This window comes from Paenibacillus sp. FSL R5-0887, from assembly GCF_038002305.1.
Taxonomy (GTDB): domain Bacteria; phylum Bacillota; class Bacilli; order Paenibacillales; family Paenibacillaceae; genus Paenibacillus_AQ; species Paenibacillus_AQ odorifer.
This window is the reverse complement of sequence record NZ_JBBOCE010000001.1, coordinates 3698180-3715262: the sequence shown is the minus strand read 5'-3', so window position 1 is coordinate 3715262 and position 17083 is coordinate 3698180. Positions and strand designations below refer to the sequence as shown.

The window sequence follows — 17083 nt, the reverse complement described above, 5'->3', positions numbered from 1 at the left end:
CTGCTTGTGAGGGGTTCCAAAAAAAAGCAGCCGCGCAGTCCACAGAAACGACTCTATTTTGTAGATAATCCCAATAAAGAGGAACTGAGTATGCTGGATACCAAAAGCAGCTCTAGAAGCTCGGGGAATAACAGTGACGGAGTCAGTGAAGCAGAGATCGCGGAAGTTCAGGTAAGTGGGGGAGCAATAGCTGAAGTCGTTCTAGAGGAGCCAACTTCTGCTCCAGTTCTACAATTGGAGCCGGAGCTTATAGAGGAAGCGCAGCTTCAGAAACAGGCGGATAATCTTCCTGAAACCGTATGGTTCGCTCCTCCAGAGAAAGAACGTTTTCAGCCCGTTTATACAGATGATCTTTCGGATGCAGCGGTGACCGGAGCCAAAATCGCTCCACGTACCATTGACGGTTCTAAGCTAAAGTTCGGCATTATTGGTACACCTTGGCTGCAAGATTACGCTGTACAGAGTATCAATATCGCGGACAAGGCAGTCACTTCTGCAAAAATCGCACCAGAATCGATAGTGGGCGAGCATTTAGCAGAAGGAAGCGTTAGTGGCGGTAAGCTGCTGGATCATTCGATCAGTGGAGAGAAGCTGAAAAATGGCAGTATTAGTCCAGAGAAGCTGGCTGATCGGATTATAGGCGGCGGTCAAATTGCGGATAAAGCCATTGAGAGCCGCCATTTAAGCGATTTGATTATTACTGCGGATTTACTGGAAGATGGAGCCGTTACTAGTGACAAAATAGGAAGCAGCAGCATCACAAGCCGCCACCTGGCAAACGGCAGTGTTGACCGTTCCAAGCTGGCCGATGCAGCGGTATCTGGCGATAAAATTGCTGATGGTGAAATCAGCAGCTCAAAGCTAGCGGATGCTGTCATTGAAGGCCGCCATCTTAGCGACGCTTTGATAACCGCCAGACATCTGGCCCCGGGAGCGATTGGTTCTGATCAGCTTGCCAGCAAATTGATCGGTAAGGAACAGCTGCAGTCGGGTATTATCGAAGGCGGGCATTTAGCTGATGGAGCTATAGGTTCTAAGCAACTTGGTGCAGATGTCGTAAGAAGCGTACATTTAAGCCCAGAAAGTGTGAATGGTAATCATATCGGTGATGGCGAAATATCAAGTCGGCATTTGGCTGACCGCAGCATCTCTTTTTTAAAGCTGGCTGAGGGTGCAGTAGGGACTGCGCAGTTAGTGGAGCAAGCGGTAACCTCGTCCAAAATTGCTGACCAAAGCATTCTCCCACATAAGCTGGCAGACGAAGCAGTGACCACAAGACATATTGCTAAATCCGCCATTCGCGGACCGCAAATTGCTATGCAAGCCATAACTTCTATTCATCTGGAACGCGAAGCAGTGAATCATTCGCATATAGCTGCGGAAGCGGTCGGCTCGGAGCAGCTCAAGGAAGAAGCTATTCAGACTCAACATTTATCTTCCGGTGCTGTGACTGGAGAACAGCTGGCTTCAGAATCTGTGGGTGGGGAGCATCTTCGTGCACAGAGCGTTACTTCAGCCAAGTTGGCAGATGGAAGTGTAAATGCAGCTAAGCTGGCAGCGGGTGCAGTGATTGGCAGCACGATTGCGCGTGAAGTAGTCAGTGGTGAACATATCGCTTTTTGTACAGTGGAGGAAAAACATCTGGCGGATGCCAGTGTGAGCGGCCGTGTATTGCAGGATGCTGTGGTAAATAAGGATCATTTGGCCACGGGAGCCGTGGAACGAAGACATCTTGGTGAAAATAGTGTGACTTCCGCTGCGATTCAGTCGGGCTCAGTTTCAGGAGATAAGCTGGCTTCCGCTGCGGTGAGAGAAATTCACCTGGCAGCAGGAGCCGTGCAGCCTCATCATCTGGCCGATCATGCAGTGACCTCGTTGAAGCTTTCACCGGAAAGTGTCTCAACGGATAAAATCAGTGATTTAGCAGTCACTTCGGCTAAGCTTGCAGACGGCAGCATAGAATCGAGTAAACTGGCGGCGTCAGCAGTTCAAGCGGAGCATTTGTCGGTAAATGCTGTAAGTTCGAAAACCATAAGCGAAAGTGCTGTTCAAAGTAGACATTTGAATCCTGGCAGTGTCAGTGGGGCGCATATCCGGCCGTTGTCTATCGGGAATGGTCATATCCTTCCGAATTCTATTTCTGCAGTTCAAATCCAAGAGGGCAGTATTAATAGCTCTAAGCTGGTAAAAGGTGCCGTGGATTCTCAGCATCTTTCACCTGGTAGTGTAGACGGCAGCCATCTGTGTATCGATACCATTGAAGGCCGTCATATCCTACCGGGTGAGATCACGCTGGCTCATCTGGCGGAAGAGGTACGTAGCTCTGAGTTGCTGCCAGACGGCTGCATAACTGGGGAGAAGCTGGCAGAAGGATCGGTAGATTCCAACCATCTCCTGCCTGGAAGTGTGAACGGAAGCCATTTGAACTCGGGTTCTGTAGAAGGTCGACATATCCTACCGGGTGAGGTCACGCTTGCTCATCTGGCTGCAGATGCATATACCTCCGACTTGCTGCCTGAAGGCAGTATTACCGGGAAGAAGCTGGCGGGAGCATCCGTAGATTCTATTCATTTAGTGTTTGGAAGTGTGGAAGGCGGACATCTGAGTTCAGGTTCCGTCGAAGGACGTCATATTGGAAAAGGTGAGATTACCCTAGCTCATCTCGCCGATGAAACCCGAAGCGCTGATCTGCTGCCAGACGGTAGTATTACTAGAGAGAAGCTGGCGGAAGAATCCGTAAGTTCTATACATCTAGTGCCTGGCAGTGTGGATGGCAGCCATTTAGGACCAGACACAGTTGAAGGACGTCATATCCGATACGGTGAGATCACGCTGGCTCATTTGGCAAAAGAAACACGCAGCTCCAAATTGCTGCCAGACGGTAGTATTTCTGGAGTAAAGCTGGCACATGCTTCCGTAAATTCAAATCATCTAGTACCTGGCAGTGTGGAAGGCGTTCATCTAAGCTCAGGTTCTGTCGAAGGACGCCATATTGGAAAAGGTGAGATTACGTTAGCTCATCTGGCCGAAGAAACACGTAGCGCTGACTTGCTGCCAGACGGTAGCATCACTCGGGAGAAGTTGGCGGAAGAATCCGTAAATTCTAATCATCTGGTGCCTGGAAGCGTAGATGGCAGTCATTTGAGTCCGGACACAATAGAAGGACGTCATATCCGATATGGTGAGATCACGCTGGCTCATTTGGCCGAAGAAACACGCAGCTCCAATTTGCTGCCAGACGGTAGCATTACTGGGGAGAAACTGGCGGAAGCATCCATAAATTCAAATCACCTTGTACCTGAAAGCGTGGAGGGAACTCATCTGAGTCCGTCTGCAATAGATGGACGCCATATTGGAAAAGGTGAGATCAAGCTAGCGCATCTGGCGGATGAGGTACGCAGCTCCGAGCTGCTGCCAGACGGAAGCATTACTGGGGAGAAGCTGGCGGAAGCCTCCGTAGAAGCAATTCATCTAGTGCCTGGAAGTGTGGATAGAACTCATCTGAGTCCGTCTGCAGTAGAAGGTCTCCATATTGGAAAAGGTGAGATCAAGCTAGCACATCTAGCGGATGAGGTACGCAGCTCCGAGTTACTGCCGGATGGCAGCATTACCGGTAAAAAGTTGGAGGGTGGATCTATTACTGCCTACCACTTGGCTCCTGGCAGTGTCTATGGGGGACACTTAGGGGGGAATGCGGTAGATAGCCGCCATATCCGTGCTGGAAGCATTACTCTGAATCATTTGGCAGAAGAAGTGCGCAGCGCTGATTTATTGCCGGAAGGCAGTATTACAGGCGAGAAGATTGAAGTTGCGACGATTCAGTCTTTCCATTTAGCCCAAGGCAGCGTCTCTGGAGGTCATTTGGCCGGGGATGCGGTGGATGGCCGCCATATTCGATCGGACAGCATCACGCTGAAGCATTTGGCAGAAGAGGTACGCAGTGCGGATTTGTTGCCGGATGGCAGCATTACGGAAGAAAAACTCGCTGAAGGCTCCGTGAGTTCTTCACATTTACAACCATGGAGTGTTTACGGAGAGCATCTTGCTGACAAGATCGTGGCAGATCGGCATTTGCAGCCTGGCATCATCAAATTAGAGCATCTTGCGGATGAAACACGCAGCTCAGCCCTGCTCCCGGATGGCAGTATCAACGGAGCTAAGCTGAAGGAAGGCAGTATCGAGTCCGCTCATCTGACAGAAGGTGCAGTAGGGACAACAGAGCTTCAGGATGAAGCAGTAGTAGCATCCAAAATCTCTTCGTTTGCGATTCAAGCCCGCCATCTGGAAGAAGAAAGTGTTCAGGAATATCATATTTCCCCAGGTGCAGTAAACGGGACTCATCTGGCACCGAACTCTGTAAATACAGATCATCTGTCCTTCAGTCCGATTCAGACAGCTGGGAAGCGAGAAGCACTACAACAGTTTGGAATGACAGCATTTATGTTCAATGGGGATGCAGAGAGTGTAGAGGTGACCGTATCGTTTGATGAGAGCTTTGGGCATACGGGTTATGTGCTTGTTGCCATGACCAATCAGCCTTACTTCTATGCTTCCTTAAAGAGCAGAGCCAATGGAGAAGCAGTGATTCAAGTGGTGCGGTTGCGCGAAACTCCGCATTTCTATGGGGTTATCTCTTGGATTGCTATAGGTGCTCCCTTAGCTAAACCGGCAACAGATGATCGTGTATTTGATTGAACCTTAAGCAATTCCTCTTAAAAACAGCAGAGCAGCGAATCTCCTTATTGGAGATCGTTGCTCTGTTTTTTTGGTGGGGAACGGTACTTGTCAGCATCGCCGGGTTTAATCAATCGCTGTGGCTGCGGTTCTGTCCGATAGCCTGGTACTCTAAACATCTGCTACTACTTACGGACCCAAATGGCGTTATTTGCAGGTTTGTTGTCTTTTGAGGCTGGTTTCGGACTCTAGTGACGCTATTGTATAGAAATAGAGCCTTATTGGGTTCTTTTGATGCCAATAGCTGCTATGGAGTCCGTTAATAATCTAAAAGTGTGATAATGCGGCGAATAGGAGCAACTGTGTCCGATAGCGCCAAAGTATAATCATCCGTTATGGATTCGGTTGTGTCCGATAGCGCAAAAGTATAATCATCCGTTGTGGATTCGGCTGTGTCCGATAGCGTCCTAACCTAATCCCCCTGCTGCGTTACTGCGTTCGTTACCGCCGCAGATTGTGTCCGCGGCAGCTGGCTATGCGCAATGTATCTAAGCCGAAGTTTGGTGGGGAGTACATTTGTCCTGTTTTCAGAACGACAGGAGACAATTGCCGTTACCCTGTGCGTTATAGTACATAAACTGTGATGTAACCCTCAGCCTGAAGAATTGGCTCTGTAAGGAAGGTGGATGAGCATGAAGCCCAAACGAACTTCTGCCCGCCGCACAGGGCGGCGGGTCTCTCGGATGAAGCGGCGGACTTCACGCCCAGTGCGGCAAGTCGCTGTAGTCCCTATAGTTAACCATCCTAATCCCTATGTTTCGGTTATTATTCCAGCCATGAATGAAGCTCAGACCATTGCGGGAGTGATATCTGGAGCCAGAGGGGTCCATCCGCGCTGCGAGGTAATTGTGGTCGTGAATGGATCCACTGATCAAACGGCAGGGATTGCACAATCGCTAGGTGCGCGTGTTATTTCCTATGAGTTGCCGCTTGGACACGACGCTGGCCGTAGTGTGGGAGCTGAGGCAGCCAAGGGAGAAATCCTATTGTTTACAGATGGAGATTTGGTGATACCTGCTTCGGGGCTGCGTCCTTACGTCACTGCTGTTAGTGGTGGAGTGGACATAGCGCTTAATGATTATTCCGGTCCGGTCCGGAAGCTGTCCCCCCATCCGGTGGTGCTGTCTAAACATGCACTGAATATTCTGCTTGGCCGTCCAGATCTGAAGGGATGTTCGATGACGGCAGTTCCGCACGCAATCAGCCGCAGAGCACTTGATATTTTAGGGAGCGATTCATTATCACGTCCTCCACTGGCGCATGCCCAGGCAATTCTTAGTGGACTGCAAGTGGTAGCCGCTCACAAAGTACCTGTAGGGAAGTTAAATGCGGTGAGACGCAAGGAAGGCGGCATAGATCCATTGCAGCAGTTGATTACAGCGGATCATATGGAGGCTGTATCCCTCTTGCTGGAACATCGGGGGAACAGAGCGGGCTTTGGCGACGGAGCCCGGCGCAGAGAGATGGTGAGATGATGGTTGCAACTTTACAAGGCACAGCAGCTCGAACGGCAAAGAAACGGCCAATCCGTCACAGGTCAGCCAATCGCTCTGTAAAAGCCAACGCTGCTGCTCGCCCGCTTCTGTCTCGGCAATCGAAGGCAGGCAAGGAGACTCTGAAATTACCGAAGTTACGTGGGACTTTGTCAGTCATTATCTCCGCGCGTAATGAGGAGCAGACCTTGTCCCGTCTGCTGCATCAGGTTGCACGGCTTGAACCTGCAGAAATTATCGTCGTACTTAATGGCTGCAGTGATAACTCTTTTCCTATTTCTAGACAACATCGTCAAGCCATTGTAGTACACTGCCCAGAGTCTGTCGGACATGATGTGGGTCGGGCTATCGGTGCAAAGCTGAGTCGCGGGGATATATTGCTTTTTCTGGATGGAGATATGGTCATTCCGGCCTCTCAGCTCGTTTCATTCACGGCGGCTGTAGATCGCGGAATTGATGTAGCTCTTAATGATTTAGACTCACTGATGCCTTCCTTTGGATTATGTGATGATGTCACCCGCAGCAAACTGTTTCTGAATTATGCTCTGGATAGGTACGATCTCGGGGTTAGCTCTATGACAGCTGTTCCTCATGCGCTTTCGCGGCATGCGCTTGAGACCATAGGCTACCGTGAATTAATGGTTCCACCTAAAGCCCAAGCTCGCTCTGTATTAGAAAAGTTACGGGTGGAGAAGGTAGGAACGGTAAATGTTATTAAACATAATCGGCTGCGCAAGGCAAATACAGGGGTTGGAAATGCTGTGGAAAAACTGATCATAGGAGATCATGCTGAGGCTCTACATGAGGTTCTTTCCCGGCGAAAAGCTGGCGGTCTGCTAAGTAGTGAAACACAGCGTGAGTACCGCAGACAGGTAGCCGCTTGGAGGAATCGGATATGACGCTGACGAGTATTATTATTCCAACCTACAATGCGCTGCCCTTGCTGCGGGCCTGTGTGGAATCTATTCGTGCCTACACTCCGCCGCCTTATGAGATTATCGTAGTGGACAATGCTTCAACGGACGGAACAGACACCTATTGCCGTGCGAATCATATAACGTTTATTTCATTGCCAGACAATCGCGGCTTTCCAACTGCATGCAATTTGGGGCTACAGCTAGCGTCAGGTGATGAAGTCCTGCTGCTGAATAACGATGTAGTGGTGTCTCAAGGATGGTTAACTAATCTGAAGAGGGCTCTATATAGTGCTCCTGATGTAGGTATTGTTGGACCAGTCACAAACTATGCCAGTGGACGTCAACAGGTGAAGACCGATTATGAAGGTCTGATAGGTTTTCATCAGGCTGCTGAGAGGGCGAACCTTCCAAATCCCCAGAAATGGCTGGAGACGAGACGGCTGGTAGGATTATGTTTTTTATTCAAAAGAGAGCTGCTAACTTCCGTAGGTCTACTGGATGAGAGATTCTCACCTGGACATTACGAAGATGATGATTATTGTTATCGCGCCAGGATAAAGGGATATCGGCTGCTTATCGCCGGGGATTGCTTGGTGCACCATGAAGGAAGTGCAAGTTTCAAGCAAGTTTACAATACCGGACTGCAAGAACTGGTGGAACGAAATCGCAAGATCTTTATAGATAAATGGAATGTAGATCCTATTAATTTTATATGAAGTGCAGATCCGAAGGCAAAGGACGTAGATAAAGAGGAGGAAAGTAAGTGAAAGGAGTCATACTGGCGGGCGGAACAGGATCTAGACTTCAACCGCTGACCCGGCTTATGAACAAACATTTGCTTCCGGTCGGCAAATATCCTATGGTCTGTTACGGCATAGACCGGCTTCGCCGGGGAGGAATTACCGACATTCTTCTGGTCATAAGCAAGCAGTCTGCTGGATTATACACGGATTTTTTAGGCAGCGGTGCTGCATTTGGTGTATCTCTGACCTATAAAATTCAGGAAGCTGCCGGAGGCATTGCCGAGGCGCTTGATTTAGCAGAAGGGTTCATTTTCCCAGGGGAACGATTTGTTGTATTGCTCGGGGATAATCTTTTTATGGATGATCTGAAGCCTTATGTGGAGAGTTATCTTCGTCAGCCGGCGGGCACTGCAAAGGTGTTGCTGAAGCCGGTGGAGGACGCGCGCAGATACGGTGTACCTGTGTTTGATAGTCAAGATGCGGCATGGATTGCTTATATCGAAGAAAAGCCTGAGCATCCGAAGACCAATTATTGTGTAACTGGTATTTATATGTACGATGAAGCTGTATTTGATATCATCCGGCGGGTATCGCCTTCCAAGAGGGGGGAGCTGGAGATTACCGATGTAAATAATATATACGCCGCTGATCGCAGACTTAGTTATGATGTGCTTAAGGATTGGTGGAGTGATGCGGGGACGTTCCAGTCTTTACACGAGGCGGGGGAAAAGTTAAAGGATGCACTGCCATAAGGCAGTGCTTTTTTTGTTGTAATCCTGCTATAGATAGCCGCAAGGGCTTTGAAATCACGCGTTACTCAGAGAGCTCGGGGGTTAGAAATCCTCCACCAGATTAAATCCTCAGTTTCTTTGTATCTCTCAGAGCCTAGACGCTCCAATACTTTGTGGGAGGCTGTATTATCTTTTTCAGTGTCAGCGATTACATAGACAGCTTGGGGATGGGAGAAGATCCATGCATTAATTGTGTGTAGTGCCTCTGTTGCATACCCTTTTCTTCTATATTTCTCATCAATCCCATACCCTAGAATAACCTCGCCTTTCTCATTCGGGTAACCTTTAAGGATAATGAATCCTATAATACATTGATCTTCCCGATGGATGATGGCCCAGTTCGTTAACCATAGGTAATGGTCGGGGTCCTGCTGCACCTTTTTTAGCCTGATCTGCATAGCATATTGCATTTCATCATCAAGCGCCGCACTGATGGCAGCTAAGCCTAATTGCTGCTGTAGCTCCGAATAGTTATCTATTGCTAGCGTGAGCTCTGGGGCAGTTAAAGGTATTAGATCGATACGCTTGCTTTCAAGCTTCATATATTCCCCACCAACCTTTGGTAAACTCAGGATTGTGCATTTCACATTTTAATCCTTTTAAATGTACTTAGCAATAACGTAATTTTTATGTCATTCCAGTCACGAATAGAGCCTTAACTTGTCGAGGATCCCGGCACCGTCCCGGCTCCTGCCGCATATGCTGTAGCAGGGCGTTTGAGCAAAGGAGACATGAAGGTGCAGAGTAAAATAACTAAAGTCCTGCAGCACATGGCCCATACGCACGAACAGATGGCGCGGATTCTAGACGCTGAGCGCCATGTGGCTGTCCGTATGTCGCAAATTGTCCACGATCTGCCAGATGCGGAGCCTGATTTTGATGGGATCAGCGGGATGATCGAAAGCTCAACTCAGGTAAACAAGAACATTATTGCTTACTTGAATGCACTTGCAGATCTGGAAGAAGCGATGGCTGATGGGGTAGGCAGAGTGATTAAGGAATTGAACGGTCAAGAAGAAGAGTAACGCTATAGGAGCAGGAGGCGGAAGATGAGCAGAGAAAAGGCTTATCTGCAAATGCTGGAGTCCACCGCCGCCATCCAGTGGAACGTTGCGTTGATTCTGGAAGCTAAGGCGGTTGAAGCTGAAAAGGTAAAGCAGTGGGCACAGCATCATATCCACGCTAGAGCCTTTGATTCCCACAGTGAGCAACTGAAGGAGTCCCTCTCTATACACGAGGTCATCGTGGAGATGGTCGAAGGGCTGACCAAACTGGAGAACGGACTCTACAGCAATTTAAAAGCAGTGCTGGGCAGTGGTGAAGACGATGGTGGCGGGGAAGGTTTTGGAGACATGTCAGGTGATGGCTTTAGTTTTGGAGAAGACAGCAAATGAGCGGGGACCGTCTCTCTGAACATGCCGTCAAGCTGGAGATGATTCGCTCCATTTCGCGCAGTCAGGCTGCTTTGGCGGCCATCTTGGAGAGCATCGCCGAATTGACGGAGCAATCTGAGTTGACGGCCCGCAAATTGAGCGACAATATCAGGATTTTAAGTGGGTATCAGAGTGCGATGTGCCGGATGATGTCCGGGATTTCACTACATCGTCCTAAACGGGGAATTCCTGCTGCGCCATGGCTGAGCAAGGCATACGCCGTAGGAACCTCCAGAGAACATGGAGCACAGGAGGAGTAGAAGCATGAAGAAAAAAAGCCGCAGAACGCTACGTTCAGGCAGAACCCGTAGACGCACATTGCTGCTCTCGCGGAAAGCAAAAGTTCGTAAAGGGCTAGCCCGTAAATCCCGCAGAGTTCTTGCCCGGAAAACTGCTCGTTATGGGAAGTCAAAGAAAGGCCTATTGCTACGCAAGAAAAGAAGACTTCGTCGCAAGCTTGTTCGTAAAGTAAGGGTTGCGCAGCCACCGGTGATTGTGGTACCCGTGAGCGAGGCTCCGCCTGCTCCACAGGTAATTCCGCTCCCCCCGGAGCTGGGCGTTTCGCCGGAAACGCCTCCGGCAGACGCCTTTCAACAGGGCTACACCGAAGCATACAACGTGGGGTTCGACGCCGGTTTCGCCAAGGGCTTCGAGGACGGGCATAAGCTGGAATTCAGCTAGGAGACACAGATGACAAGATCCGCTCCGTCCGTGAGCGGGTCTTGGGGTTTTCGTGCGGACTGGTTTGCTGCGCTGCCGATGTGATAAACTTCATAATGAAAGTGAAAATAATATGAGGTTAAGATGAAGGCAGGGATGATTCATGGGTACTGAGATTCGCAGAGCACGCAAAGATGAGATTGATGAAATTATGGAGCTGATTGCCAAATGCGTACAGGTGATGCAAGCAGGTGGCAGCGATCAGTGGGACGAGCATTATCCGAACCGGGAGATCATCTCCCTTGATATTGAACGTGGCAATCTATGGGTATGTGAGGAGAACAATGCGGTGGCCGGCATTCTAGTGTTGGACGAGCACCAATCTGAGCAGTATGGGAAGATTGACTGGACAGAAACGCAAGGGCCTCATTTAATTATGCATAGATTGGCTGTGCATCCCGAAGTGCAAGGGAAGGGAATTGCGCGCCGTCTTAGCACTTATGCAGAAGAATATGCTCGCCAGAATGGTTATTCCAGTATCCGTCTGGATACATATGCTAAGAACACTGGGGCACTCGCCCTATATCCCAAGTTAGGTTATGATCGCAGGGGTGAAGTAACTTTTCCGGGGCGCACCGCTAATTTTCCGGTGTTCGAGAAGGTTCTAGAAAAGCACGGAAATTCGGAAGCTTAACATAGCAAGAGAACCAGAGGATATCTCAGAGCCATCAAATGGCTGCTGGGATATCCTCTTTTTTCGTGAAAATAACACCTTTCTCTAAACAAAAACTTTGTTTGATTAGGTAGCATTTGCGCTTACGGAAACCCTGCTCAAAAGGTGATAAGTGTGCAAATAGCGTCATTGGAGTCCGAAAGCATCAGTGGCAGAGTATGACTCGACACTATCGGACCCAGATGACCTTAAACGTGGAATTTTCCCACATTTGGGATGCTATCGGACTCCAGCGCAGCTATTGGTATAAAACACACTGCATATGGACCTGTTTCGAGGGAATAGCGTCACTGGAGTCCGAAATCTTGCTCAAAAGGCGATAAATGTGCAAATAGCGTCATTGGAGTCCGAAACCCTGATCAATAAGCGGAAATATGCAAATAGCGTCATCTGGGTCCATAAGCATCAGCAGTTGAGTATGACTCGATAGTAACGGACCCAGATGACCTTAAACGTGGAATTTTCCCGCATTTGGGATGCTATCGGACTCCAGCGCAGCTATTACTATAAAACACACTGCATATGGACCTGTTTCGAGGGAATAGCGTCACAGGAGTCCGAAACCCTGCTCAAAAGGCGATAAATGTGCAAATAGCGTCATCTGGGTCCGAAAGTATGGAGGATTATGACTCACCTGTGGTGTAGACGTAGCGAGAGCAGTAGAAGCAGAAGTAGATGTAGCAGTGGAGTAGGCGCATGGGGAAATTAGCGGTGAAGAAGAAGGAGTAGTGTAATAGGCGCAAGGAGAAAGTAGAAGTACAGAAGTAGGAGTAGTGTAGGGGCAGTAGTAGAAGTAGAAGCAGAAGCAGTAGACGTAGCAGTGTAATAGGCGCAAGGAGAAAGTAGAAGTACAGAAGTAGGAGTAGTGTAGGAGCTGGAGTTGTAGTTGTTGTAGCAGAAGCAGTAGACGTAGCAGTGTAATAGGCACAAGGGAAACGTAGAAGTGCAGAAATAAGAGTAGTGTAGGGGCAATAGTAGAAGTAGAAGCAGAAGCAGTAGACGTAGCAGTGTAATAGGCGCAAGGAGAAAGTAGAAGTGCAGAAGTAGGAGTAGTGTAGTAGTAGCAGAAGTAGACGTAGCAGTGTAATAGGCGCAAGGGGAAAGTGGTGGTACAGAAGTAGGAGTAGTGTAGGAGCTGTAGTTGTAGTTGTAGTTGTAGTTGTAGTTGTAGTTGTAGTTGTAGTTGTAGTTGTAGAAGCAGAAGCAGTAGACGTAGCAGTGTAGTAGGCACAAGGAGAACGTAGAAGTGCAGAAATAAGAGTAGTGTAGGGGCAGTAGTAGAAGCAGAAGCAGTAGACGTAGCAGTGTAATAGGCGCAAGGGGAACGTAGAAGTGCGTGCAGAAGTAGGAGTAGAGTAGTAGAAGCAGAAGTAGATGTAGCAGTGGAGTAGGCGCATGGGGAAAGTAGCGGTGAAGAAGAGGTAGCAGTGGAATAGGCGCAAGGGGAAAGTAGTGGTGCAGAAGTAGGAGTAGTGTAGGAGCTGTAGTTGTAGTTGTAGTTGTAGTTGTAGTTGTAGCAGAAGCAGAAGCAGAAGCAGAAGCAGAAGCAGTATCAGTAGACGTAGCAACGGAGTAGGCGCAGGGAGGAAGTAGAAGCGCAGAAGTAGGAGTAGTGTAGAAGCCGAAGCAGTGCAGAAGTAGCAGTTGAGTAGCAGTAGGGTCGGCATAGGTCAGTTAGATGAATAGAGCTAGACGTACACTTTCGGGCTCTGACCAGTCCACCATACCGCGCTATATGCAGGCAGTGGTTTAGCACAACGCGTTAGAGTAAGCAGAGATACTGTCCGAAATGGTCGACCTAATCGTGCGAAACGGCCGACCTAATCGTGCGAAACGGCCGACCTAATCGAACGAAACGGCCGACCTAATCGTGCGAAACGGCCGACCTAATCGAACGAAACGGCCGACCTAATCGAACGAAACGGCTGTCTCTTAAGCCATGAAATAGCTCTTGGATAGCTTATTTTTTATGTTTTCCTGACAGTAAATCTGACGCAAAGTACAGGGTATCGTGATCGAAATTTTCTTGAAACAGAATAATCGTGATCATAAATCGAATTGTGTTATTTAACATAACATAAAATACTAAATTCCTTTAATTAAACAGTATTAATAAAACGAAATCAATCTTATATGTCATATATATTGACATATAACCTGTCTTTAGATTATTATTGGACTATTCAAATTACAAATGAATAGTCTTTTTTTCGTATATCCTTAATAATTGGTTTAAGGGTCTCTACCGGGAACCGTAAATTTCTGGCTACGAAAATATGCTCAGGCATATTTTTGTGGCCTTTTTGTGCTACAAGCGTGAAGTTGTACTGGAATTAACTCAATGAGGGGGAGAAGGGCTATGGGAAATATTTTGATCAAAAATGCCGAAATCATTACGATGAACAAGCAAGAGGAAATTATACACGGGGATGTCCGGATTAAGGATGATCTCATTGTTGAAATCGGCACTGGCCTGATCCCGCAGGGTGACGAGCAGATCATTGATGCTACGAACCGTACATTGATTCCGGGTTTTATCCAGACTCATATTCATTTATGCCAGACGTTATTCCGAGGTAAAGGGGACGATCTGGAGCTGATGGATTGGCTGCGCAAACGAATCTGGCCATTAGAGGCCGCGCATGATGAAGAATCCCTTTATTATTCGGCTATGCTTGGCATCGGCGAACTGATCACCAGCGGCACGACGACGATTGTGGATATGGAGACTGTCCATCATACGGATTTTGCGTTTCAGGCTATAGCTAAAAGTGGAATCCGGGCCTTGTCCGGCAAGGTGATGATGGATCAAAAAGGGGGAGATGTGCCTGAGGCGCTGCAGGAGGATACCGCATCTTCTTTGCAGGAAAGTGTCGATCTACTGGAAAAATGGAATGGTTATGGAAACGGCCGGATTCAGTATGCATTTTCTCCACGTTTTGTGATTTCCTGTACAGAGCCTTTATTAACCGAGGTGCGAGATCTGTCCGCAAGATACGATGTGATGGTGCATACTCATGCGTCTGAGAATTTAGGGGAAATTGAGATTGTGCAGGCCATGACTGGCATGCGTAACATCGTCTATCTGGACCATCTAGGATTAGCCAATGAACGGCTTATACTGGCGCATTGCGTGTGGCTGGATGCTGAGGAGCGGCGGATTTTGCGGGATCGAGGGGTGCATGTAAGTCATTGCCCGGGTTCCAATCTGAAATTGGCCTCCGGAATTGCCGACACACCAGGGATGCTTCATGAGCATGTTTCTCTTAGTCTGGGAGCGGATGGCGCTCCATGCAATAACAATCTGGATATGTTTAATGAGATGCGATTGGCGGCGATTATTCAAAAGCCTCATCACGGACCCACAACCATGGATGCCCGCAGTGTATTCCGTATGGCTACTATTGGTGGGGCGAAGGCCGTAGGGATGGAGCATAAGATCGGGAGTATCGAGGTAGGCAAAAAAGCAGATCTAGTGCTCCTGAATCTCTACAATTTTCATACCTTCCCCTCTTACGACGTAGATCCCATCTCTAGAATTGTATATTCCGCTACGCGGGCAGATGTGGAGACAACGATAATCGACGGGGAGATCGTGATGGAAAGAGGTTTGCTAAAGACTGTGGATAAAGATATTGTACTAAATGAAGCTAACCGTTCTATTAAAAGATTACTCACGCATACCTCGATCGTTTGAGGGGAGAGGTCGATTCGGATTCGGATATCTTATCATTCGCAGGGGATCATCACTGGACCCCCTGTTTTTTTATGAGAAAATATGAACATAAGGGAACTAAAGTGCCTTTTATGAGGTCGTATTAAGTGAGGTGAAGCTAATTGGAACTGGAAGGTCTTCAGCATTGCGAGACGATGAATGAACAGCAACTAAGAGAAATCATGAGCCGTTACGGAGAGGATATATGGAATTATATCTATTATCTTACCAAAAATTCTGAACAAGCCGATGATCTGGCTCAAGAAGTATTCATTAAATGTTATTACCGGATTGGAACGTACCGGGGGAATTCTTCATTTAAAGCATGGTTGCTTACGATTGCCAGGAATACTGTTTTTTCGCACCGGAAATCGCGCTTTTTTCGTTCGGGCTTATGGGGTGGTGTACAGCCATTGTCCACGGTTGATGTGGAGCAGCGGGAAAAAACTATCGAACCTCTTGGCGTAGCCCGATCTGCGGAGATGGAGTATTTGGGTAATCAGTCCATTGGTGAGATATGGGATCTAATTATGGCATTGTCTCCAAAGCTGCGCGAAATATTGGTCCTGGATTTGAAATATGAGCTCTCTATAAAAGAAATAGCTGAACTGATGAACTTGAGTCACGGAACGGTAAAATCAAGATTGCACCGAGCGCGGCAAAAAATTCAGAACAAATTAAAGGGGGTAGAATGATGGAGGATCATAAACCGGAATGGTATGCTCAGGCCCGAAAAGGACCTTTTGGAAATGAAAAGTTTACTATGAGGCATGCAGACAACGTCATTCGCCGAATTCAAGAAGATCAACAGGGAGCGAAATCTTACTCAGGAAAAAGACTGCCTGTGCAATTGTTGGCTGTGGCGAGTTTTATTGTATTGTTGGGCTTAGGTGTATTCTTTCTGAACGGAAGGTTCCTCGGTAATGAATCAAGCAACCCTGCGCAAACTGAGGTTTCGTCGCATTTCACGGAGGCTGAGCTACAGCGGAACGCAGATCAGGTGATGCAGAGTTTACTTGGAAAGACTTATCCGCTAGATCACCGGGAATGGCTTAAGGAGCAACAGCAGATATTTTACTCTTACCAGAAAGGTGAGGACTCCGCATATATCTGGATCAATTATGAGACAGGAGAACTGGTGCAAACGAAGATGAGTAGGATTCTGACAGCTGCGGAGATCGACGCTGAAATGAATACCCGTGCGGAAGAGATCAAGGGCAAACTGGGTTATGCGAATGATTCAGCTTATGAAGTGCTCAGATACGTTGAATATGATGTTACACAACATTCTGGCGTGAAAATTGAGAATAACTTTAGGGCGGAGAAATGGCGTATCGGATTTGTAAATGGTGAATTCGATTACGCATCAGCCACGCTTGAGGCCTCGACGGTTTCAGAAGAGATGCGTCAAGCTGGGGAAGAGGCATTGAAGGTGTTGAGAGGTAACGGAGGTGATGAAGAGCTTAGTTTAGTATTTCGGGCTATGGACAAGGATCAGGATACGCTTACGCTGCAATACGGATCAAAGGTTTCGGTTACGTTCGATACTGTTACTAGAAGGATTGAGCAGATTAGTGATACAAATCCTCGTGCTAGTGATAAAACAGATCCCAAACAACTAACGGTATTAGACCGGGAGCTGTCTCTAATTGATGGGGATCGACTACGTGAGAAGGCAGCACCTCTGCTGACTAAGATATTTAGCGTTGCTGATGTGGGCGAATATAGCTTGCTTAAAAGAGATCAGGAGCCCGGGAATCTCACCTTTCATAAGCTTGGCAGTCCTGAGATCACTGTATATTATGATAGTGATTTAACGATCTGGAAGGTAAAAGAGGATTTGCCAGCAAGCCAGTCTTAGATT

14 protein-coding genes and 1 riboswitch are annotated in these 17083 nt (G+C 48.0%); of the genes, 13 read left to right on the top strand and 1 reads right to left on the bottom strand.

Annotation, left to right across the window (positions count from 1 at the left end):
* Positions 1-6 precede the first annotated feature (6 nt).
* The 5 genes from MKY14_RS16610 to MKY14_RS16590 all read left to right on the top strand — a co-directional run bounded on the left by MKY14_RS16610 (position 7) and on the right by MKY14_RS16590 (position 8639).
* Complete coding sequence (locus tag MKY14_RS16610; protein ID WP_076309305.1) at positions 7-4695, top strand: WIAG-tail domain; 4689 nt, start codon at positions 7-9, stop codon at positions 4693-4695.
* Positions 4696-5366: 671 nt separating this feature from the next.
* Complete coding sequence (locus MKY14_RS16605; protein ID WP_340394581.1) at positions 5367-6209, top strand: glycosyltransferase family 2 protein; 843 nt, start codon at positions 5367-5369, stop codon at positions 6207-6209.
* Entirely contained in the window at positions 6206-7126 is a 921-nt protein-coding gene (locus tag MKY14_RS16600) for a glycosyltransferase family 2 protein (RefSeq protein WP_340976918.1), read from the top strand. The genes MKY14_RS16605 and MKY14_RS16600 overlap by 4 nt, the downstream gene beginning before the upstream one ends.
* Positions 7123-7860: a glycosyltransferase family 2 protein gene (locus MKY14_RS16595; protein ID WP_076142551.1), complete on the top strand. Its 738-nt coding sequence runs from the start codon at positions 7123-7125 to the stop codon at positions 7858-7860. Before MKY14_RS16600 ends, MKY14_RS16595 begins: the two co-directional genes overlap by 4 nt.
* Before the next feature lie 47 nt (positions 7861-7907).
* On the top strand, positions 7908-8639 hold the full coding sequence (locus tag MKY14_RS16590; protein WP_076130445.1) for a sugar phosphate nucleotidyltransferase: 732 nt from the start codon (positions 7908-7910) through the stop codon (positions 8637-8639).
* A 65-nt stretch (positions 8640-8704) separates the two neighbouring features.
* On the opposite strand, the gene MKY14_RS16585 is transcribed toward MKY14_RS16590, so the two are convergent.
* Complete coding sequence (locus MKY14_RS16585; RefSeq protein WP_076278183.1) at positions 8705-9220, bottom strand: GNAT family N-acetyltransferase; 516 nt, start codon at positions 9218-9220, stop codon at positions 8705-8707.
* A gap of 195 nt (positions 9221-9415) precedes the next feature.
* On the opposite strand from MKY14_RS16585, the gene MKY14_RS16580 reads away from it, so the two are divergent.
* The 8 genes from MKY14_RS16580 to MKY14_RS16545 all read left to right on the top strand — a co-directional run bounded on the left by MKY14_RS16580 (position 9416) and on the right by MKY14_RS16545 (position 17080).
* Positions 9416-9703, top strand: a complete 288-nt coding sequence (locus MKY14_RS16580) for a hypothetical protein (protein ID WP_036679726.1) — start codon at positions 9416-9418, stop codon at positions 9701-9703.
* 24 nt (positions 9704-9727) lie between these two features.
* Complete coding sequence (locus MKY14_RS16575) at positions 9728-10072, top strand: hypothetical protein (RefSeq protein WP_036679724.1); 345 nt, start codon at positions 9728-9730, stop codon at positions 10070-10072.
* Positions 10069-10371 (top strand): hypothetical protein, encoded by a 303-nt coding sequence (locus tag MKY14_RS16570; RefSeq protein ID WP_051491084.1) that lies wholly within the window; start codon positions 10069-10071, stop codon positions 10369-10371. The genes MKY14_RS16575 and MKY14_RS16570 overlap by 4 nt, the downstream gene beginning before the upstream one ends.
* On the top strand, positions 10352-10792 hold the full coding sequence (locus MKY14_RS16565; RefSeq protein WP_139330222.1) for a hypothetical protein: 441 nt from the start codon (positions 10352-10354) through the stop codon (positions 10790-10792). Before MKY14_RS16570 ends, MKY14_RS16565 begins: the two co-directional genes overlap by 20 nt.
* A 142-nt stretch (positions 10793-10934) precedes the next feature.
* On the top strand, positions 10935-11465 hold the full coding sequence (locus MKY14_RS16560) for a GNAT family N-acetyltransferase (protein ID WP_076179672.1): 531 nt from the start codon (positions 10935-10937) through the stop codon (positions 11463-11465).
* A 2229-nt stretch (positions 11466-13694) separates the two neighbouring features.
* Positions 13695-13793: riboswitch (purine riboswitch) on the top strand.
* 70 nt (positions 13794-13863) lie between these two features.
* Positions 13864-15201, top strand: a complete 1338-nt coding sequence (locus MKY14_RS16555; protein ID WP_340976917.1) for a 5'-deoxyadenosine deaminase — start codon at positions 13864-13866, stop codon at positions 15199-15201.
* Positions 15202-15341: 140 nt separating this feature from the next.
* Entirely contained in the window at positions 15342-15914 is a 573-nt protein-coding gene (locus tag MKY14_RS16550) for an RNA polymerase sigma factor (RefSeq protein WP_340976915.1), read from the top strand.
* Positions 15914-17080 (top strand): hypothetical protein, encoded by a 1167-nt coding sequence (locus MKY14_RS16545; RefSeq protein WP_340976914.1) that lies wholly within the window; start codon positions 15914-15916, stop codon positions 17078-17080. The genes MKY14_RS16550 and MKY14_RS16545 overlap by 1 nt, the downstream gene beginning before the upstream one ends.
* Positions 17081-17083: the final 3 nt, after the last annotated feature.

Coding starts and splice junctions, on each gene's coding strand:
- MKY14_RS16605 (WP_340394581.1), top strand. CDS start 5,367: ATGAAGCCCAAACGAACTTCTGCCCGCCGCACAGGGCGGCGGGTCTCT.
- MKY14_RS16600 (WP_340976918.1), top strand. CDS start 6,206: ATGATGGTTGCAACTTTACAAGGCACAGCAGCTCGAACGGCAAAGAAA.
- MKY14_RS16595 (WP_076142551.1), top strand. CDS start 7,123: ATGACGCTGACGAGTATTATTATTCCAACCTACAATGCGCTGCCCTTG.
- MKY14_RS16585 (WP_076278183.1), bottom strand. CDS start 9,220: ATGAAGCTTGAAAGCAAGCGTATCGATCTAATACCTTTAACTGCCCCA.
- MKY14_RS16575 (WP_036679724.1), top strand. CDS start 9,728: ATGAGCAGAGAAAAGGCTTATCTGCAAATGCTGGAGTCCACCGCCGCC.
- MKY14_RS16570 (WP_051491084.1), top strand. CDS start 10,069: ATGAGCGGGGACCGTCTCTCTGAACATGCCGTCAAGCTGGAGATGATT.
- MKY14_RS16565 (WP_139330222.1), top strand. CDS start 10,352: ATGGAGCACAGGAGGAGTAGAAGCATGAAGAAAAAAAGCCGCAGAACG.
- MKY14_RS16560 (WP_076179672.1), top strand. CDS start 10,935: ATGGGTACTGAGATTCGCAGAGCACGCAAAGATGAGATTGATGAAATT.
- MKY14_RS16555 (WP_340976917.1), top strand. CDS start 13,864: ATGGGAAATATTTTGATCAAAAATGCCGAAATCATTACGATGAACAAG.
- MKY14_RS16545 (WP_340976914.1), top strand. CDS start 15,914: ATGGAGGATCATAAACCGGAATGGTATGCTCAGGCCCGAAAAGGACCT.